Here is a 20,190-nt window from a genome sequence, read left to right as displayed (position 1 = left end):
GCGGCCCCGGTGCGGCAATCGATCAGCATGGTTTGATCCGGCACATGCTGCCGTTCTGAACAGGGTTCGCACTCGTGGTTGATGTGGTAGCAAACAAATCCGCGCCGATTATCGGCCGCCTGGTCGTGGTCGGCCTCGGCCTAATCGGCGGCTCGTTCGCCAAGGGCCTGCGTGAAAGCGGTCTGTGCCGCGAAGTGGTCGGCGTCGATCTCGATGCCCCGTCGCGCAAGCAGGCTGTCGCCCTCGGTGTAGTCGATCGCTGCGAAGAAGACCTCGCCAGCGCCTGCATCGGCGCCGACGTGATTCAGCTCGCCGTGCCGATCCTGGCCATGGAAAAACTGCTCGCCGTGCTGGCCAGGCTCGACCTTGGCAATGCCATCGTCACCGACGTCGGCAGCGCCAAGTGCAACGTGGTCCGTGCTGCCCGCGAAGTGTTCAGCAGCAATCTGCCGCGCTTCGTTCCCGGCCACCCGATTGCCGGCTCCGAGCAGAGCGGGGTAGAGGCCTCCAACGCCGCGCTGTTCCGCCGGCATAAAGTCATTCTTACGCCACTGGCTGAAACCGACCCTGCCGCACTGGCCATGGTCGACCGCCTGTGGCGCGCATTGGGCGCCGATGTCGAACACATGACGGTCGAGCGTCACGACGAAGTGCTGGCGGCTACCAGTCACCTGCCACACCTGCTGGCCTTCGGCTTGGTCGATTCGCTGGCCAAGCGCAATGAAAACCTCGAAATCTTCCGGTACGCTGCAGGGGGCTTTCGCGATTTCACAAGAATCGCCGGCAGCGACCCGATCATGTGGCATGACATCTTCCTCGCCAACCGCGAGGCGGTGCTGCGCACGCTAGATACATTTCGCAGCGACCTCGACGCCTTGCGCGACGCGGTCGATGCAGGGGATGGGCACCAGCTGCTGGGGGTATTTACCCGCGCACGGGTTGCCCGCGAGCATTTCAGTAAAATCCTGGCCCGCCGGGCCTATGTGGACGCTATGAACGCCAACGATCTGATTTTCCTGGCCCAACCTGGTGGCCGCGTGTCCGGACGGATCCGCGTTCCAGGCGACAAGTCGATTTCCCATCGCTCGATCATGCTCGGCTCGCTGGCCGAAGGCACCACTGAAGTCGAAGGCTTCCTTGAAGGCGAGGACGCTCTGGCGACCTTGCAGGCCTTCCGCGACATGGGTGTGGTCATCGAAGGCCCCAACCATGGCAAGGTCACCATTCACGGTGTCGGCCTGCACGGCCTGAAAGCCCCGCCCGGGCCGATCTACGTCGGTAACTCCGGCACCTCGATGCGCCTGCTGTCGGGCCTGCTCGCCGGCCAGCCGTTCGACGTGACCATGACTGGCGATGCTTCGCTGTCGAAGCGGCCGATGGGCCGCGTCGCCAACCCGCTGCGGGAAATGGGCGCAGTGGTCGAAACCGGCGCCGATGGCCGGCCACCACTGACCATTCGTGGCGGGCAAAAACTCAAGGCACTCAACTACACGCTGCCAATGGCCAGTGCCCAGGTCAAATCCTGCCTGCTGCTGGCCGGCCTGTATGCCGAAGGCGTGACCACCGTCACCGAGCCTGCGCCAACCCGCGACCACACCGAGCGCATGCTGCGCGGCTTTGGCTATGCGGTCGAGTCCAACGGCCCGGTCGCTTCGCTGCAAGCGGGTGGCAAACTCACCGCAACCCGTATCGAAGTGCCGGCAGATATCTCGTCTGCTGCGTTCTTCCTGGTTGCCGCGTCGATCGCCGAAGGCTCCGACCTGCTGCTTGAGCACGTCGGCATCAACCCGACCCGCACTGGTGTCATCGACATCCTGCGCCTGATGGGCGGCGATATCACTCTGGAGAACCAGCGTGAAGTCGGTGGCGAGCCGGTAGCCGACCTGCGTGTGCGCGGCGCCAAGCTCAAAGGCATCGAGATCCCGGAAGAGCTGGTACCACTGGCTATCGACGAGTTCCCGGTGCTGTTCGTCGCCGCGGCTTGCGCCGAAGGCCGGACCATCCTGCGTGGCGCCGAAGAACTGCGAGTGAAGGAATCCGACCGCATCCAGGTAATGGCCGACGGCCTGATCACCCTGGGCGTGAAGTGCGAACCGACCCCGGACGGGATCATCATCGACGGCGGCCCGATTGGCGGTGGCGAAGTACACGGCCACGGCGACCACCGTATCGCCATGGCTTTCAGCATCGCCTCGCTGCGGGCCACTGCGCCGGTGCGTATCCATGACTGCGCCAACGTTGCGACCTCGTTCCCGAACTTCCTCGCGCTGTGCGCCGAAGTCGGCATTCGTGTGGCCGAAGAGGCCAAGTCGTGAACGCCCAGGCCCCGGTCATTACCATCGACGGCCCGAGCGGGTCGGGCAAAGGCACCGTAGCCGGGCTGCTGGCACGTGAGCTCGGCTGGCGCCTGCTCGATTCCGGCGCGCTGTACCGTTTGCTCGCTTTCAGCGCGCGCAACCATGGCGTCGACCTGACCAACGAAGAGCTGCTGACGAAGCTGGCCGCTCATCTGGATGTGCAGTTCTACCCGGCCGAGGAGGGTAAGCTGCAGCGCATCATGCTCGAGGGTGACGACGTCAGCCTCGACATCCGTACCGAAGCAGTCGGCGCCGGCGCCTCGATGGTGGCCTCGCTGCCCGCGGTGCGCGATGCCCTGCTGCAGCGCCAGCGCGCGTTTCAGGAGGCTCCGGGGCTGATCGCAGACGGCCGCGACATGGGCACTGTGGTGTTCCCGGACGCGCCGTTGAAAGTGTTTTTGACCGCCAGCGCCGAGGAACGGGCGCGTCGTCGTTATTTGCAGTTGAAAGCGAAAGGCGACGATGTTAGGCTGGCGAGTCTGCTAGATGAGATTAGTGCGCGCGATGAGCGCGATACCCAGCGTGCGGTGGCCCCGCTTAAACCGGCGGCCGACGCGATTCAGCTGGACTCTACCGAGTTGTCCATCGAGCAGGTGTTGCAACGCATCAAAAGCGAGATCGCCCTGCGCGGTATCGCCTGATGATCAGGAAGGCAGGCAGGGGCACCAGTCAACGTCTTGCCGGTTTTCCTTTAAATAACGAAACCCACATTGTCTGGAGTGTGGTTAGGGGCGTCTTCTTCGCCCAAATCTACAGGAATTAAAATGAGCGAAAGCTTTGCAGAACTCTTTGAAGAAAGCCTGAAAACCCTCAATCTTCAGCCGGGTGCGATCATCACCGGTATCGTTGTCGACATCGACGGCGACTGGGTTACCGTACACGCTGGCCTGAAGTCCGAGGGCGTCATCCCGCTCGAGCAGTTCTACAACGAAGCTGGCGAGCTGACCATCAAGGTCGGTGACGAAGTTCACGTTGCGCTGGACGCGGTCGAAGACGGCTTTGGCGAAACCAAGCTGTCCCGTGAAAAAGCCAAGCGCGCCGAGTGCTGGATTGTTCTGGAAGCTGCTTTCGCTGCCGAAGAAGTTGTCAAGGGCGTTATCAACGGTAAGGTTAAAGGCGGCTTCACTGTCGACGTTAACGGTATCCGTGCGTTCCTGCCAGGTTCGTTGGTTGATGTCCGCCCAGTGCGCGACACCACCCACCTCGAAGGCAAAGAGCTGGAATTCAAGGTCATCAAGCTGGACCAGAAGCGCAACAACGTCGTTGTTTCGCGTCGCAGCGTCCTCGAAGCCGAGAACAGCGCCGAGCGTGAAGCTCTGCTCGAAACTCTGCAAGAAGGCCAGCAAGTCAAAGGTATCGTCAAGAACCTCACCGACTACGGCGCATTCGTGGATCTGGGCGGCATCGACGGCCTGCTGCACATCACCGACATGGCTTGGAAACGTATCAAGCACCCGTCGGAAATCGTCAACGTTGGTGACGAAGTTGATGTTCGCGTCCTGAAGTTCGACCGTGAGCGCAACCGCGTTTCGCTGGGTCTGAAGCAGATGGGCGAAGATCCGTGGGTAGCTATCACTGCTCGTTACCCAGAAGGTACTCGCGTACAAGCTCGCGTTACCAACCTGACCGACTACGGCTGCTTCGCTGAGCTGGAAGAAGGCGTTGAAGGTCTGGTACACGTTTCCGAAATGGACTGGACCAACAAAAACATCCACCCGTCGAAAGTCGTTCAGGTTGGCGACGAAGTGGAAGTTATGGTTCTGGACATCGACGAAGAGCGTCGTCGTATCTCCCTGGGCATCAAACAGTGCAAGTCCAACCCATGGGAAGACTTCTCCGGCCAGTTCAACAAGGGTGACAAGATCACCGGTACCATCAAGTCGATCACCGACTTCGGTATCTTCATCGGCCTGGACGGCGGCATCGACGGTCTGGTTCACCTGTCCGACATCTCCTGGAACGAAACCGGCGAAGAAGCCGTACGTCGTTTCAAGAAGGGCGACGAGCTGGAAACTGTCATCCTGTCGGTTGATCCAGAGCGCGAGCGCATCTCCCTGGGCATCAAGCAGCTGGAAGACGATCCGTTCTCCAACTTCGTTGCTGTCAACGACAAGGGTGCAATCGTCAAGGGTATCGTCAAAGAAGTTGACGCCAAAGGCGCCATCATCACCCTGGCCGACGACATCGAAGCTACTCTGAAAGCTTCCGAAATCAGCCGTGACCGCGTTGAAGACGCGCGTAACGTTCTGAAGGAAGGCGAAGAGATCGAAGCCAAGATCATCAGCGTTGACCGTAAGTCGCGCGTTATCAGCCTGTCGATCAAATCGAAAGACGATGCTGAAGAGCGTGAAGCTATCCAGAGCCTGAAACAGGCTCCTGAGGCAGCTGCTGCCGACACCACCATGGCTGCGCTGCTGCGCGAAGCAATGGCCAAACAGAACTAAGTTCTGCTTGATCGGTAGAAAAAGGGCGACTTAGGTCGCCCTTTTTTATTGCCTGCGATTTGTCGCCTGTTGTCAGAGGGTTGCGCAGCTGCCCGCGGCGTCTCAGCCCAACTGGTGCAAACCCCTCTACCCAGCGCTGCCCAACCCGGTGCACCGAAAAAGTTCCCCGCGCACCAATCTTGAATTTTTTTATTAAGTCAAGAACCGCCCTGTTCAAATCCTCCTGAGCGTGCTACAAACTGGTTAAGCAATGATCTAGCTGCTTGATAACGAAGGGAAAAACATGACGAAGTCGGAGCTGATCGAACGTATTGTCACCCATCAGGGTTTACTCTCGTCCAAGGACGTCGAGTTGGCCATCAAGACCATGCTCGAGCAAATGGCCCAGTGCCTGGCAACGGGCGATCGCATCGAGATCCGCGGCTTTGGCAGCTTCTCGCTGCACTATCGCGCACCTCGCGTAGGTCGCAACCCCAAGACCGGCCAGTCGGTAAGCCTTGAAGGCAAGTTCGTGCCGCACTTCAAGCCGGGCAAGGAATTGCGCGACCGGGTCAACGAAGAAGAGCACGAAACCGAAGCCTGAGTGCAATCAAAGGATCAGACCGATGCGTAACCTCAAGCGCGCCCTGGCGCTGCTGTTCGTCCTGCTGCTGGCAGCAGTGGTGATGTTCTTCGTGCTGGAGAACCAGCAAACCGTCGCCCTGGTATTGTTCGGCTGGACTGCCCCTGCAGTGCCTGTAGCGCTGCCGGTACTCGCCGCCTTGGTGGTGGGGTTGGCCCTCGGTCCATTGCTTGGCGCCTACGGCGTCATGCGCAGCAAACGCAGGATTCGTGCATCGGCACGTCAGGCGGCCTTGGCAGAGAGCTGAGGAAACGTCCTACAGCTTTAGCAGATATAGCTGATATGGAATCCGCGAAGAAAATGGAGTAATAGCCCGCTTCGTTTTCACCCCCTGCGCAGGGCTTCAGCAGCAGCATGACCTTTCCCGTTATCACGCACCATGGCGGCGCCCGCGGCGTCACGGGCTCCTGTCATCAGCTGCACCTAGATTCCGCCACCAGCCTGCTTGTCGATTGCGGGCTTGAGCAAGGCGCCGATGCCCGTCCTGATTCTTCCGCGCTGGGCTTCGATATCAGCGGCATCCAGGCGTTTGTGATCACCCATGTGCACCTCGACCATGTCGGTCGCATTCCGGCACTGCTGGCCGCAGGCTTTCGCGGCCCGATCTTCTGTAGCGAGCCTTCCGCGAAGCTGCTCCCGCTGGTTCTTGAAGATGCCTTCAAGCTCGGCATCAGTAGCGAGCCCGCGCAGGTAACGCGTTTTCTGCACCTGCTGAAAAGTCTGGTAGAGCCCATCGCTTTTGGTCAGTGGCACAGTCTGGTCGAGCGCGCGCACCTGCAATGTCGCATCCGCCTGCAGCGAGCCGGCCATCTGCTCGGTTCAGCGTACGTCGAGTGTGACATCTGTACCCCTGAGCAATCGTGCAGCACCCGTGTGGTGTTCTCTGGCGATATCGGCGCGCCTCATAACCCCTTGCTGCGTCCGGTCCAGCCACCGGAACGCGCCGATGTGCTGGTACTTGAAAGCACCTATGGCGATCGCCTGCATCCTGACCGCAGCGAACGTCGCCAGCGTCTGGAAGCAGCAATAGACCGCGCACTTGCTGATCAGGGAACAATCCTGATCCCCGCATTCAGCCTCGGTCGTACGCAAGAACTGCTTTATGAGATCGAAGAAATCCTCCACAGCAAAGGGCTTTTGGATGCTTCGGGCGCGGCAGCTAGTGACGACCAGATCGACTGGGCGCAGTTACCGATCATCCTCGACTCGCCGCTGGCTCAGCGCGTGACCCAAATCTACCGGGAGCTGCATCAGTACTGGAATGACGAAGCCCGGCAGCGCTTGAGCGAAGGTCGCAAGCCGCTTGGCTTCGCTCAGTTGGTGTGTGTCGACAGCCATGCCAAGCACCAACAAGTGGTCAATTATCTGAAGAGTACTGGCCGGCCAGCGATTGTGATTGCCGGCAATGGCATGTGTTCGGGTGGGCGGATTGTTAATTACCTCAAGGCCATGCTGAGTGATCCGCGGCATGAGGTGGTTTTTGTCGGGTATCAGGTCAAGGGGACACCTGGGGCGGTTTTGCAGGCTGGTGCTGAGAATGTGGAGTTGGATGGCGAGGCCTATCCGCGGCGGATCAAGGTCACGACGCTGGCGGGCTATTCGGCTCATGCGGATCAGGCTGGGTTGGTCGAGTTTGCGCTCGGCGCGGGGAGGGCGGCCAGGCGGGTGGTGCTTGTGCATGGGGAGGGTGGGGCGAAGCGGGGTTTGGCGTCAGCGCTGCGCAGCAAATCTGCGGAACTCGGGTGCGAGGTGGACGTCACAGTCCCAGCTTGACCGTTTGGCAGAGCACGCTTTGAAGCCAGTGCGGAGTGGAACTTCCCAGGCTCAGACCTCTCTATAACTGATTAATGCTAAAGACATGTAATGGGCCATGCACATTGCTGAATTGCCGCTACGCTTCATCTTTACAGGTAGCAAGCCATGGTTTGGCGAAGGTCGTACCTGTTCAGGGAAGTCTGACTTCGACGGATCCAAGGAAAATTAGAATAGATGCGCAATGAACGTGAGCGCCTGAGTGGTGAGGGTGAAATTGATCTGGTCGAGTTGGTGCAGGGTGTCTGGAGAAGGAAGCTCTGGGTTGCACTGGTTGCACTGCCGATAATTGGACTGAGCATCGCCTATGTGCTGCTCGTACAACCGGTATATGAGGCCAAGCTTTATGTTCAGCCGCCGTCGCAGAGCGAGATTGCTCAACTCAATAACGCTCGGGGTGGAGATTCAGGGTTGCCGACCTATTCCGTCAAGGATGTATACGACATTTACTTGAAGGCCCTGCAGTCAGAAGCACTACGTAACAAATTTTTCCGCACGGAATATTTGGCGCACCTCACGGATGAGCAGCGCAGTGGTTCGCGTGACGCTTTGTACAGTCACTTCAACAGTTTGATCAAAGTGTCTCAGGCTGGCAAAGACATGCCCTCTCGTTATGTCGTAACCGCTAATCTCGAAGACCCCCGTAGAGCTGCCGACTGGGTCACGACATATGTGGAAATGGCGTCTGAACGCGCTAAGCGAGAAGTGTTGAAGGGTAGCCACAGCGACCTCGCGATCATGGCTGATAACCTCGAGCGACAGATTCAAGCTGCCCAGGCCGGCGCGCGCAAGCAGCGTGAAGACCAGATTGCTCAGCTGCAGGAGGCGCTTGCTGTGGCTGAATCCATTGGGCTGAAGAAGCCACCGATTCTTGCAGGTGACTTGTCGTCAGAAATTTCAGCGGGCATGGGAGGCAGCCTGACCTACATGCGCGGGAGTGAAGCGCTCAGAGCTGAAATCGATACCCTCAAATCGCGCGTCTCCGATGATCCATTCATCAGCGAGCTCAGGTCCAGGCAGGAAAAGCTGGGTATTTATCGCAGTATCAGCATTGATCCATCCGCCATCGCGGTATATCAGCAGGATGGCGCTGTCGAGCAGCCTGATAAGCCAATCAAGCCTAAAAAGTCGTTGATCGTTCTGCTGGCTAGTGCGGCGGGCTTGGGTTTGGGGGTGATGGTCGCGCTTGCCAGAGATGTCTGGCTAAGGCGCCGTGTCATGGCTTGAGTGCTGTAACGTGGCCGGTTCTTGTCCCCAACCATTGTTGGAAATTGCGAGAAATGCAACAATGCTCGCGGTCACCGATGGCATGGAAAAGCTGGACGCGCGCATGATGCGCTAAGCAGTGCCTGTCGTGGTAATTCTCAATCTATCTATCAGGCAAAGTGCATTGAACAGCGTCACGCGTGTACCGCCCGCTATCCATACCAGCGAAATAGACCTTTTCGATCTCGTCCGGCGACTGTGGCGACGTAGAGTTTTGATCCTCGGTGTGGCTGCCGTAAGTGCCGCACTAGGTGTTGTCTATGCTCAGCTTGCAACACCGGTCTATGAAACATCGACTATTTTGCGCCCGGTTGCCCTGAACGAGCTGGACGCCCTGAACCGGTCGAAAATCTACACCTTGCCGCCGGTTGAGGCGCTCAAGCGGGTAGGCGCGACCTTGGATTCCTATGACGCGCGGCTGGCCTTCTTCCGGGCACGGCCGGAGCTGATCGAGGCGTTCGCAAGCCCGGGCCAGAGTCTGGAGCAGGCGTTCGATGCGTTCAACAGCGATGCGCTGATGCTCATGCAGCCAGACCCCAAAAAGACTGATCTGCTCAGTACTTATATTGGTCTGAAGATTCGCTACGACCGGGGGCTTGATGGAGCCAGTGTGCTCAATGACTTTGTCGCTTATGCGGCCGAGCGAGAGAGAGCTCAGTTGGTCCAGGACCTTCAGATCATCAAGGCCAACCGCCTGACCGAAGTTGATGCCAAGCTGAGTTCGGCGATGGAGCAATACAGCGCTGGCAAAGAAAGCCGAATAGCGCGCCTGGAAGAGGCCGACGCCATCAAGCGTGCGGAGTTGAACGACGAGCTGAGCGCCCTGCGTGTGCAATCGAAACTGCGCAGAGAGGCGCGGCTGGCTCAGTTGGATGAGGCAATTGCCATTGCGCGAAGCCTGGGCCTGAGCCGGCCCTCTACACCGTCCCTGATGGCCAATGCAGATTCGGAAAGCAGCAATGTCATTCGCACCGAAGTCAACAGCCAGCAAACGCCGTTGTATTTCCTTGGCTCGAATGTGCTCGAGGCTGAGCGCAATGCGTTGCGCCGACGTACTTCCGACGACTTCACCGAGCCGCGCATCGCGCAGATTCGCAAAGAGCTCGTCATGCTGTCCACTAACCGCAAGGTGCAGATGCTCAAGGCGCGGGCTAATGACGCGGCCTTTCTTGAAGGGATCGAGACCCTCCGAGCAGAAAAATCACGCCTGCTTAACCTGGATACCAGCCTGCAAGGCCTGCGTTTGATCAGTGTCGACCAGCTAGCGGTTGAGCCGGTTCGTCCGATTCGTCCACGCAAAGCGTTGATCGTGTTGGTGGCGTTGGTGGTCGGGTTGATGCTGGGTGTGTTTGTCGCGCTGATTCGCAGCCTGGTCAAGGACCGCCTGCGGCAGATCCGTGTGCTGGAGATCAAAGGCACTGCAGAGCGCGTTTCTCCTGATGCAGTGGCAGAAACCGGGACGTCCCGGCTCGATACTCCGGCAACGAACGGCGCAGCAACTTAGCAGCGTAAGTGATGTCAAATGGCCGCATCGTTGCTGCCAAAGAACTGTTGGAACCTCGATGGTTAAAGCAATATGATTGCAGCGCCTTGGATTTCCTGCAGCGCGTGACGCACGGAGGTCGGCAACGACGGCGAGCGTATGCAATAGGGCGACGGCACCGAGGTTAGTAGCGGATCGATTCACTCGGCTGGTAATGAGTCGTCCAAGTTTTAGTACCCGCTGTACTGTCTTGACGACGGGCGGAAAATTCATGGTGAGTTGGAAAATATGACAGACATTAATGCAGTGGTAGAAAAGTTCAAAAGCCGCAAGGCTTTGATTGGTATCGTCGGTCTTGGCTATGTCGGTCTGCCACTGATGCTGCGATATAATGCCATTGGCTTCAATGTACTGGGTATCGATATCGATACATTCAAAGTTGATAAGCTCAACGCCGGCCAGAGCTACATTGAACATATCTCTGCCGCCAATATTGCCAAGGCGCGCGAGAGCGGTTTTGAGGCGACAACCGACTTCACCCGTGTCAGCGAATGCGATGCACTGATTCTGTGCGTACCTACCCCGTTGAACAAATACCGCGAACCGGACATGAGCTTCGTCATCAACACCACCGACGCGCTCAAGCCTTACCTGCGCCCTGGCCAGGTGGTTTCGTTGGAAAGCACCACCTACCCAGGCACCACCGAAGAAGAGCTACTGCCTCGAGTGCAGGAAGGCGGTCTGGTGGTCGGTCAGGACATCTACCTGGTCTACTCGCCTGAGCGCGAAGATCCGGGCAATCCGAACTTCGAAACCCGCACCATTCCAAAAGTCATTGGCGGTCACACCGCTCAGTGTCTGGAAGTCGGCGTCGCCCTGTATGAGCAAGCGATCGATCAGGTTGTTCAGGTCAGTTCGACCAAGGCTGCCGAGATGACCAAGCTGCTGGAGAACATCCACCGCGCCGTCAACATTGGCCTGGTCAACGAGATGAAGATCGTGGCCGACCGCATGGGTATCGACATCTTTGAAGTGGTAGACGCCGCAGCGACCAAGCCATTTGGCTTCACCCCGTACTACCCTGGCCCAGGCCTGGGTGGCCACTGCATTCCGATCGACCCTTTCTACCTGACCTGGAAGGCGCGTGAATACGGCTTGCATACCCGTTTCATCGAGCTCTCGGGCGAAGTCAACCAGGCCATGCCGGAATACGTGCTCGGCAAACTGATGGACGGCCTCAACGATGCAGGCAAGGCACTCAAGGGCAGCCGCGTGCTGGTCCTGGGTATTTCCTACAAGAAAAACGTAGACGACATGCGCGAGTCGCCGTCAGTAGAAATCATGGAGCTGATCGAAGCCAAGGGCGGCGTGGTTGCGTACAGCGATCCGCATGTCCCGGTGTTCCCGAAGATGCGCGAGCACCACTTCGAGCTGAGCAGCGAAGCACTGACCGCTGAAAACCTGGCCAGCTTCGATGCTGTTGTGTTGGCGACCGATCACGACAAGTTTGACTATGCCCTGATCGAGAGCAAGGCCAAGCTGATCGTCGACAGCCGCGGCAAGTACCGCACGCCGACAGCGCATATCATCAAAGCCTGATTACCGACTTCGTCATGTCGATCCGCTTGCGCTTGCCGCGCGGGCGGATACTTTCGTTTTTACAGGATCAACCATGAAAAACTTCGCTCTCATCGGTGCCGCCGGCTACATCGCTCCTCGCCATATGCGCGCCATCAAGGACACCGGCAACCGTCTGGTGTCTGCCTACGACATCAACGACTCGGTCGGCATCATTGACAGCATCTCGCCGCAGAGCGAGTTCTTCACCGAGTTCGAGTTCTTCCTCGATCACGCCAGTAACCTCAAGCGTGATCCGGCCACCGCCCTGGATTACGTTGCGGTGTGCTCGCCAAACTACTTGCACTACCCACACATTGCCGCAGGCCTGCGCCTGGGCTGCGATGTGATCTGCGAAAAGCCGCTGGTGCCAACCCCAGAGATGCTCGACCAACTGGCGCTGGTGGAACAGGAAACCGGCAAGCGTCTGTTCAACATCCTGCAACTGCGTCACCACCAGGCGATCATCGCCCTGAAAGACAAGGTTGCCCGTGAGAACAACCCGCACAAGTATGAAGTCGACCTGACTTACATCACCTCCCGCGGTAACTGGTACCTGAAGAGCTGGAAGGGTGACCCGCGCAAGTCGTTCGGTGTGGCCACCAATATCGGCGTGCATTTCTACGACATGCTGCACTTCATCTTCGGCAAACTACAGCGTAACGTCGTGCACTTCACCTCCGAGCATAAAGCTGCCGGTTACCTCGAGTACGAGAAAGCCCGCGTACGCTGGTTCCTCTCGGTCGATGCCAACGACCTGCCGGAATCGGTCAAGGGCAAGAAGCCTACCTACCGTTCGATCACCGTCAACGGCGAGGAAATGGAGTTCTCGGAAGGTTTCACCGACCTGCATACCACCAGCTATGAAGAGATTCTGGCCGGTCGCGGTTACGGTATCGAAGATGCGCGCCATTGCGTCGAAACGGTCAACACCATCCGTAGTGCTGCCATCGTGCAGGCCGCTGATAACGAAGGCCATCCGTTCGTGGCAGCGCTGACCCGCTAAGGTCTCCAACACCATGGGTGGCTCTACGGGGCCACCTGTATACAGCTTGTTTGCGCAGGGTCCGTCTTCAGCGTGTCGAACAATAATTCCAATCTGCTGAACGCTGTCGGTGCGCCAAGGCAATCGACAGACATGCGCCTGGATGTCCAGGGCCTGCGCGCCGTTGCGGTATTGGCGGTGCTTGCTTATCACGCCAACAGTGCCTGGTTGCCTGCAGGTTTTGTGGGCGTTGACGTGTTTTTCGTCATCTCCGGTTTTATCATCACTGCGCTGCTGGCTGGGCGCACTGAACGTATCAACCTGTTCGAGTTTTATGCAGGCCGGATCAAGCGCATCCTGCCGGCGTACTTTGTCATGGTGGCAATTGTCAGCATCGTCTCGGCCGTATTGTTCCTGCCAGCGGACTACGGTTTCTTTGAAAAAAGTCTGAAGTCATCGGCGTTTTTCACCAGCAATCGCTACTTTGCCGACTTTGGCAGTTACTTCGCCCCGCGTGCCGATGAGCTGCCGCTGCTGCATACCTGGTCGCTGGCGATCGAGATGCAGTTCTACCTGTTCTACCCGATCCTGTTCATCTGTGTGCCGCGCAGATGGCGCTTGCCGGTGTTCGTTTTGTTGGGTCTGGCTCTGTTTGCGTGGAGCGGCCATCGCGTTGCCATGGGCAAGCAGGACTCCATGTACTTTGCGTTGCTGGCGCGCATGCCGGAGTTCATGGTCGGAGCCGTCGCCGCTTTGGCGCTGCAGCATCATCAATTGCCAGGCAAGCTGTCGGCCGCCGTGGGCGTGCTGGGCACGGTCGCGTTGATCTGTGCCTTTTGGCTCATCGATAAGCAAAACTTCCCCGGGTACTGGTCAGTCCTGCCCTGCGTCGGTGCCGGTCTGCTGATCGCTGCCCGTCGTGGCCCGGCTAGTCAGTTGCTGGCCAGCCGACCAATGGTTTGGATCGGCGGCATATCCTACTCGCTGTACCTGTGGCACTGGCCGATCCTTGCTTTCATCCGCTATTACACTGGCCAGTACGAGCTCAGTGCTGGTGGCGTGCTGCTGTTCGCAAGTAGCTCGCTGCTGCTGGGCTGGTTGTCTTATCGCTACATCGAAACGCCGATTCGGCGATCTGCCGGTCTTCGCCAACATGCGCCAAAGTGGGCACTGGCGACAGTCGTGACGGCCGCGCTGCTGGTTGCCGGCTCGCAGTTGAACCTGCGTGTGGTCGAGCCCGCGCCGGTGCAGTTGACCCGCTACGCGGCGCCCGAGCTGATCTGCCACGGCACCCAGGTTGGCGAGTGCAAGCGCGGCAAAGCCGATGTGCAGCCAAGTGTGTTGGTGATCGGCGACAGCCACGCCGCCCAGTTGAACTACTTCTTCGACGTTGTCGGTGACGAGACCGGCGTGGCTTATCGGTTGCTCAGCGGCAGCAGTTGTGTGCCAATCAAGGCTTTCGATCTGGAACGCTTGCCAGGCTGGGCACAAAAGCCGTGCAAGGCACAAATTGATGCAGTGGCGCAGTTGATGCCGTCGTTCGACAAAATCATTGTGGCGGGCATGTGGCAGTATCAAATGCAGAGCCCGGCTTTTGTCGAGGCAATGCGCACCTTCCTGCTGGATGCCAGCCATGCCGGCAAGCAGGTGGTGGTGCTGGCGCAGATCCCTATGTTTGAGTCAAACGTACAGCGCCTGCGTCGGTTCGCAGCGCTTGGTTTGTCTGCGCCGCTGTTGCCCAATAGCCAATGGCAAGATGCCAATCGGCAGCTGCAGTCGGTGGCGACTGGCATCCCGAATGTGCAGTTTATGGACTTCGCCGACAGCAGCTTTTTTGCTCACGCGCCATACCAGGATGGTGAGCTCATCTATCAGGACAACCATCACCTCAATGAGGTGGGCGCACGTCAGTACGGGCACTTTGCAAGTGCTCGGTTGCAGCGGTTTTTCGATCAACCTCAATCCAGTGTGAGTCTCAAGCCATGAGTTATTATCAGCACCCCAGCGCGATCGTCGACGACGGCGCGCAGATCGGTAACGATTCCCGGGTCTGGCATTTCGTCCACGTCTGCGCCGGCGCGCAGATCGGCGCAGGCGTATCGCTGGGTCAGAACGTGTTCGTGGGCAACAAGGTTGTCATCGGTGACCGCTGCAAGGTCCAGAACAACGTATCGGTGTACGACAACGTGACGCTGGAGGAGGGCGTGTTCTGCGGCCCGAGCATGGTGTTCACCAACGTTTACAACCCACGCTCGCTGATAGAGCGCAAGGATCAGTATCGCGACACGCTGGTCAAGAAAGGCGCCACGCTCGGTGCCAACTGCACCATCGTCTGCGGCGTGACCATCGGTGAATACGCGTTCGTCGGCGCGGGCGCGGTGATCAACAAGGATGTCCCCGCCTATGCTTTGATGGTTGGGGTTCCCGCCCGGCAGATCGGCTGGATGAGCGAGTTCGGCGAACAACTGCAACTGGATGCCAACCGCGAAGCGGTGTGTTCGCATTCCGGTGTGCGCTACGTACTTAATGGCAAGACCCTGAGCAAGGTGGACGCGTAAGCATGATTGAATTCATTGATCTGAAGAGCCAGCAGGCACGCATCAAGGACAAGATCGATGCCGGTATCCAGCGGGTACTGAGCCATGGCCAATACATCCTCGGCCCTGAAGTCAGCGAACTCGAAGAGCGCCTGGCGGCGTTTGTCGGCGCCAAGTACTGCATCACCTGCGCCAACGGCACTGATGCCTTGCAGATCGTGCAGATGGCGTTTGGCATCGGTCCAGGCGATGAAGTCATCACCCCCGGCTTCACCTACATAGCCACCGCCGAAACCGTAGCGCTACTCGGCGCCAAACCGGTGTATGTAGATATCGACCCACGCACTTACAACCTTGATCCCGCCTTGCTGGAAGCCGCCATCACGCCGCGGACCAAGGCGATCATTCCGGTCTCGTTGTATGGCCAGTGCGCCGATTACGATGCAATCAACGCAATCGCCGCCAAGCATGGCATCCCGGTAATCGAGGATGCGGCGCAGAGCTTTGGTGCTTCGTACAAAGGCAAACGTTCGTGCAACCTGACCACGGTGTCGTGCACCAGCTTCTTCCCGAGCAAGCCTTTGGGTTGCTACGGTGACGGCGGCGCTATCTTCACCAATGACGAAGAGCTGGCCAAAGTGATTCGCCAGGTAGCGCGCCATGGTCAGGACCGTCGTTATCATCACATTCGCGTGGGTGTAAACAGCCGGCTCGATACCCTGCAGGCGGCAATTCTGTTGCCGAAGCTGGCGATATTCGAGGAAGAGATCGGCCTGCGTCAGCAGGTTGCGGCATGGTATGACGTTGCACTGAAGCAGGCGGGCGTGTCGGGTACACCGTACATTGCTGAAGGCAACATCAGTGCCTTTGCCCAGTACACAGTGCAGGTGCAGGATCGCGATGCCGTGCAAGAGCGCCTCAAGGCGGCCGGAATTCCTACCGCGGTTCATTACCCGATCCCGCTGAACAAACAGCCGGCGGTCATGGATGAAAGCGCTGTGTTGCCGATTGGCGATGACGTTGCGACCAAGGTCATGAGTTTGCCGATGCATCCTTATCTGGATCAGGCTGCTGTGACGGCCATCAGCGCCGCATTGGCACTGTAAGAATGTACCTAGCCACCCGGATCGACAAATCAGTACTGCTGAACGCAGTGTTGCTGTTTGCCTATTTTTTGGCATTGGTCTGGGTGAATAACAGCTACATCTATCAGCTTTATGACTACATGGGCGCGGCAGAGCGGCCACTGGACTTCGTGCAAACGATGTATTTGTTGCTGCTTGCAGTGATCTGCGCCTTGCTGGCTGTTGGAAGGATCGAGCGACCTGGGGACTTGCTGGTCGCTTTTTTTGTTTTGGTTTTGGTACCACATGCGCTGGTGCTCAATGGTGCTAATAGGTATTCACCTGAGGCCGATCCGTTTTCGGGTGTGACGCTTGCGGTGGTGATCGGCCTGTCGATCATCGGTTTGGCAAATAAGATACGGTTTTATCCTAAACTCGATTGCGGCTCGGGTAGCCAGGGAAAGAAAATTTTATTGATATTGTCTGTGCTCAATCTGGCTGTATTGGCTTACATAGTAGCTAAAAGCGCTGGGTATTTTTCTCTCGATTTTAGCAGCCATTATGCCAGACGCGCGGTCGCAAGGGAGATCTTCGCCGCAGGTACACCGGGCGCTTATCTAGCTTCTATCGGGACTCAAGCGCTTTTTCCCGTATTATTCGCTTGGGGCGTGTACAAAAAAAAGAAGCGCTTTTTAGTCCTGGGCTCCCTCAATGTATTGATTGTATGGGGTGCCTTTGGTCAAAAATACCCGGTTGTGCTGATGTTTCTTATCTATTTCATTATGTTGTATTATCGAAAGTTTGGCAGTGTGAAGTTGTCGTGGCTGCTAATCGCACTGTTGGGTGTGCTCATGTTTGGCGCAATTGAATATGAGGTTCTCGGGTACTCTTACTTGAATGACTACCTGTTGCGGCGAGCGTTTGTAGTCCCGTCTACTTTGCTTGGAGCCGCAGACGCCTTCGTAATTCAGTTCGGAAATAACTATTATGGCGATACTCTACTGGGTGCGGTGTTCGGGCAGGGGCGTTCTGACCCCGTGACGTTCAGGCTGGGCGTGGAAATGTTTGAAAATCCGGAGATGAACGCAAACGTCAATTTCATCGCGGTGGCGTTCATGCAGTTCAAATACATTGGAGTTGTTGTAGAGACGTCACTTGTCGCTGGTATTACCGTATTGTTAAACTTTTTATACTCACGGCACCGCGCAGTCTTAGCAATTCCGGTGGCGCTATTGATCGCAACAAAGATAATTGAGCAGTCGCTTTTAACAGTTTTATTAGGATCTGGTGTATTCTTCATGCTTGTGTCCCTAATCCTCATCTCCCTCCCGCTGAGGCTGGGTGCGAGAACAAGTCCGTGAGTAAGTTATTTTTTAGCCGTATCATGCGCGTTCTACTAGGTACGCTCGGGGCGCAACTGATTACCATCGGTGTCATGCTGTTGCTGGTACGCCTTTACTCTCCGGGTGAGATAGGCGGATTCAGCGTATGGTTATCTGCTGCTACAATAATCTCGGTGCTGTTGACTGGCCGCTATGAGCTTGCTCTGTTTTCGACTGGGCAGAAGTCAGAGTTCTATGCTGTCATCAAACTTGTTATTTTCCTAGTATTGACTTTGTCGATTGCGGTTATCGGACTGTTGTTAGTTGTTCCGTATGCGACGTCTAGTCTGCCCGCTGAAATTAGTCGCTATTGGCTTGCACTCGCAGCGGTGGCCGCTGGCCTCGGTATTAATAAGTTGCTGCTCTCTGTCCTGACCTATCAGCAAGCATTCAACAAGCTTGGACTCGCACGTATAAGTCTGGCCGCCTGCATAGCGGTTTCTCAGGTGGCTGCTGGGTACCTATTGGAGGGTGAGCAAGGGCTCATCTATGGGCAGACACTGGGCGTTTTGATTGCAACCAGCTTGGCCGCTTTCTGGGTAGGCAAGGTTCTGCTTGGTAGGAGCTTGGGGGCTTCTCTCGTCGACGTGGCAGCGGTGGCGCGTAGCTATTCAAACTTCCCCAAGTACTCACTACCAGCGGATCTGATCAATACCGTTTCCAGTCAGTTACCAGTCATTTTGTTGGCCAGCAAGTTTGGCGGTGAAATTGCCGGCTGGTTTGCCTTGACCCTGAGAATGATGGGCGCACCGATATCTTTACTAGCCGCTTCTGTGCTGGATGTGTTCAAAGAGCAAGCGGCCCGCGAGTATCGCGACTCTGGTAACTGCCGCAAGCTGTTCTTGTCGACGTTCAAGGTGTTGGCGCTGCTGGCGTTGCCCCCTTTCATCATTATTGGCTTGTTCGCAGAACCTGCGTTCGCCCTGATTTTTGGCGCTGAATGGACGGAGTCAGGGCGTTACGCGGTGTTGCTGATACCGTTGTTTTACATGCGCTTTGTTGTCAGTCCGCTCAGCTACACGATCTACATTGCCCAGCGGCAGAATCTGGATTTGCTATGGCAACTGGTTCTCCTGGCCATGACCGTGGCATGTTTTATGCTGCCGGCCACCGTTGAGTCTGTCCTGACCTTTTACGCAGCGGGTTACGCGTTTATGTATTTCGTCTATTTCTGGATGTCTTTCCACTGCGCCAAGGGAGAAGCCAAGTGATCGTTGTCGTTGATTATGGTGTTGGAAACATCGCTTCGGTTTTGAACATGTTGAAACGCGTGGGCGCTAAGGCCATTGCTTCCAACGCCCGGTCAGACATCGAAAGTGCTGAAAAGCTGATTTTACCTGGCGTCGGTGCCTTCGACGCGGGTATGCAGACTTTGCGCAAAAGTGGCTTGGTTGACGTTCTGACTGAACAGGTCATGGAGAAGCGAAAGCCAGTCATGGGTATCTGTCTCGGTAGCCAAATGTTGGGCATGCGCTCGGAAGAGGGCAGCGAACCCGGCCTGGGCTGGGTCGACATGGATATTGTCCGTTTCGAACCGCGTGAGCACCGCAAGATCCCGCACATGGGCTGGAACGAAATTGTAGCGGCGCAGGAGCATCCCATCCTTGACGGCCTGAACGGCCTGGATAACCCCAGCAGGTTCTATTTTGTGCACAGCTATTACATGAGCCCGCGCGATGAAAGCAATATTTTGCTGAGCGCCAACTATGATCAGCTGTTCACCGCTGCGGTCGTTAAAGATAACGTGTTCGGCTTTCAGTTCCATCCAGAAAAAAGCCACAAATTTGGTATGCAACTGTTCAAGAATTTCGTGGAGCTGATCTGATGCTCAGAAAACGTATTATTCCATGCCTGTTGCTCAAAGATCGTGGTCTGGTCAAGACTGTCAAGTTCAAAGACCCTAAGTATGTTGGCGATCCGATCAATGCGATCAGGATCTTCAATGAGAAGGAGGTCGATGAACTAATTTTGCTGGATATTGAGGCTTCGGTGCTTAAACAGGAGCCCAATTACGAATTGATCGCCGAAGTTGCCGGTGAGTGTTTCATGCCTATTTGCTACGGTGGCGGGATCAAGACCTTGGCGCATGCAGATAAATTATTTGCGTTGGGTGTTGAAAAGATCTCGATCAACGCTGCGGCGTTAGCCGATCTGTCGATCATTCGTGAGATAGCCAACAAGTATGGCTCGCAGAGCGTGGTTGGCTCGATCGACTGTAAGAAAAGCTTTTGGGGCGGCTACACCGTGTATGCTGCCAGCGGCTCTGTAGATACCAAGCGGTCGCCCGTCGAGTGGGCTCAGGCACTGGAGGGCGCCGGCGTCGGCGAGATTTTCATCAACTCGATAGACCGGGATGGCACGCAGAAAGGCTTCGACACCACGCTGATCGACAGTATTGTCAAAAGCGTACACGTGCCGGTGATTGCCTGCGGTGGTGCCGGTGCGGTGAGCGATCTCACTGATCTACTCGAGCAGACCAGCGTCTCCGCCGTAGCGGCGGGCAGCTTGTTTGTCTTCCACGGAAAACATCGAGCAGTGCTAATCAGCTATCCAGAGATTAACATTGCCAGCCTGAAATAGCTGACGAACACGCGCACATTTTGCCCTTCAGTCCAGACGTG

Annotated in this window: 17 protein-coding genes; all 17 read left to right on the top strand. The window is 57.1% G+C overall.

The features are described 5' to 3' along the window. The first annotated feature begins 107 nt into the window (after positions 1–107). The 17 genes from IDM28_RS17025 (at position 108) to IDM28_RS16945 (ending at position 20,149) form a co-directional block, all read left to right on the top strand. Positions 108–2,315 carry a bifunctional prephenate dehydrogenase/3-phosphoshikimate 1-carboxyvinyltransferase gene (locus IDM28_RS17025; RefSeq protein WP_316937015.1) on the top strand — a complete coding sequence of 736 codons (2,208 nt, stop codon included), beginning with the start codon at positions 108–110 and terminating at the stop codon, positions 2,313–2,315. Next, positions 2,312–2,998 (top strand): (d)CMP kinase, encoded by a 687-nt coding sequence (cmk, locus tag IDM28_RS17020; RefSeq protein ID WP_101321651.1) that lies wholly within the window; start codon positions 2,312–2,314, stop codon positions 2,996–2,998. The genes IDM28_RS17025 and cmk overlap by 4 nt, the downstream gene beginning before the upstream one ends. Before the next feature lie 123 nt (positions 2,999–3,121). After that, a complete protein-coding gene (rpsA, locus tag IDM28_RS17015; RefSeq protein ID WP_101321650.1) occupies positions 3,122–4,801 on the top strand; it encodes a 30S ribosomal protein S1 in 1,680 nt (559 codons plus the stop codon). Between the two features lie 283 nt (positions 4,802–5,084). Next, positions 5,085–5,384, top strand: a complete 300-nt coding sequence (gene ihfB, locus IDM28_RS17010; RefSeq protein ID WP_101321649.1) for an integration host factor subunit beta — start codon at positions 5,085–5,087, stop codon at positions 5,382–5,384. Positions 5,385–5,406: 22 nt separating this feature from the next. Further along, positions 5,407–5,670 (top strand): LapA family protein, encoded by a 264-nt coding sequence (locus IDM28_RS17005; RefSeq protein ID WP_150571398.1) that lies wholly within the window; start codon positions 5,407–5,409, stop codon positions 5,668–5,670. A gap of 107 nt (positions 5,671–5,777) precedes the next feature. Continuing rightward, positions 5,778–7,196: an MBL fold metallo-hydrolase RNA specificity domain-containing protein gene (locus tag IDM28_RS17000; protein ID WP_188036531.1), complete on the top strand. Its 1,419-nt coding sequence runs from the start codon at positions 5,778–5,780 to the stop codon at positions 7,194–7,196. Between the two features lie 216 nt (positions 7,197–7,412). Further along, the gene (locus tag IDM28_RS16995) at positions 7,413–8,462 is read left to right on the top strand and encodes an LPS O-antigen chain length determinant protein WzzB (RefSeq protein ID WP_188036530.1); all 1,050 of its coding nucleotides are present in this window, start codon (positions 7,413–7,415) and stop codon (positions 8,460–8,462) included. A gap of 163 nt (positions 8,463–8,625) precedes the next feature. Further along, positions 8,626–10,005, top strand: a complete 1,380-nt coding sequence (locus IDM28_RS16990) for a Wzz/FepE/Etk N-terminal domain-containing protein (protein WP_188036529.1) — start codon at positions 8,626–8,628, stop codon at positions 10,003–10,005. A 267-nt stretch (positions 10,006–10,272) separates the two neighbouring features. After that, positions 10,273–11,583: a UDP-N-acetyl-D-glucosamine 6-dehydrogenase gene (gene wbpA / locus IDM28_RS16985; protein ID WP_188036528.1), complete on the top strand. Its 1,311-nt coding sequence runs from the start codon at positions 10,273–10,275 to the stop codon at positions 11,581–11,583. A 73-nt stretch (positions 11,584–11,656) separates the two neighbouring features. Next, complete coding sequence (wbpB, locus tag IDM28_RS16980) at positions 11,657–12,607, top strand: UDP-N-acetyl-2-amino-2-deoxy-D-glucuronate oxidase (protein ID WP_181088706.1); 951 nt, start codon at positions 11,657–11,659, stop codon at positions 12,605–12,607. 132 nt (positions 12,608–12,739) lie between these two features. After that, complete coding sequence (locus IDM28_RS16975; protein WP_188036527.1) at positions 12,740–14,572, top strand: acyltransferase family protein; 1,833 nt, start codon at positions 12,740–12,742, stop codon at positions 14,570–14,572. Next, positions 14,569–15,144 (top strand): UDP-2-acetamido-3-amino-2,3-dideoxy-D-glucuronate N-acetyltransferase, encoded by a 576-nt coding sequence (wbpD, locus tag IDM28_RS16970; RefSeq protein ID WP_150571391.1) that lies wholly within the window; start codon positions 14,569–14,571, stop codon positions 15,142–15,144. Before IDM28_RS16975 ends, wbpD begins: the two co-directional genes overlap by 4 nt. A 2-nt stretch (positions 15,145–15,146) precedes the next feature. Continuing rightward, on the top strand, positions 15,147–16,229 hold the full coding sequence (locus IDM28_RS16965; protein ID WP_188036526.1) for a DegT/DnrJ/EryC1/StrS family aminotransferase: 1,083 nt from the start codon (positions 15,147–15,149) through the stop codon (positions 16,227–16,229). Positions 16,230–16,231: 2 nt separating this feature from the next. Continuing rightward, positions 16,232–17,548, top strand: coding sequence for an oligosaccharide repeat unit polymerase (locus tag IDM28_RS16960; protein ID WP_188036525.1), 1,317 nt, complete (start codon positions 16,232–16,234; stop codon positions 17,546–17,548). Then, positions 17,545–18,780 (top strand): lipopolysaccharide biosynthesis protein, encoded by a 1,236-nt coding sequence (locus tag IDM28_RS16955; RefSeq protein WP_188036524.1) that lies wholly within the window; start codon positions 17,545–17,547, stop codon positions 18,778–18,780. Before IDM28_RS16960 ends, IDM28_RS16955 begins: the two co-directional genes overlap by 4 nt. Further along, complete coding sequence (gene hisH / locus IDM28_RS16950) at positions 18,777–19,394, top strand: imidazole glycerol phosphate synthase subunit HisH (protein ID WP_150571389.1); 618 nt, start codon at positions 18,777–18,779, stop codon at positions 19,392–19,394. The genes IDM28_RS16955 and hisH overlap by 4 nt, the downstream gene beginning before the upstream one ends. Then, complete coding sequence (locus tag IDM28_RS16945; RefSeq protein WP_150571388.1) at positions 19,394–20,149, top strand: AglZ/HisF2 family acetamidino modification protein; 756 nt, start codon at positions 19,394–19,396, stop codon at positions 20,147–20,149. The genes hisH and IDM28_RS16945 overlap by 1 nt, the downstream gene beginning before the upstream one ends. The last annotated feature ends 41 nt before the right edge of the window (positions 20,150–20,190 follow it).

This window comes from Pseudomonas sp. EZ-C24 (assembly GCF_014525325.1).
GTDB lineage: Bacteria > Pseudomonadota > Gammaproteobacteria > Pseudomonadales > Pseudomonadaceae > Aquipseudomonas > Aquipseudomonas shirazensis.
Note: the sequence above shows the minus strand (reverse complement) of the source record. Positions and strands in the feature narration are given on the sequence as shown.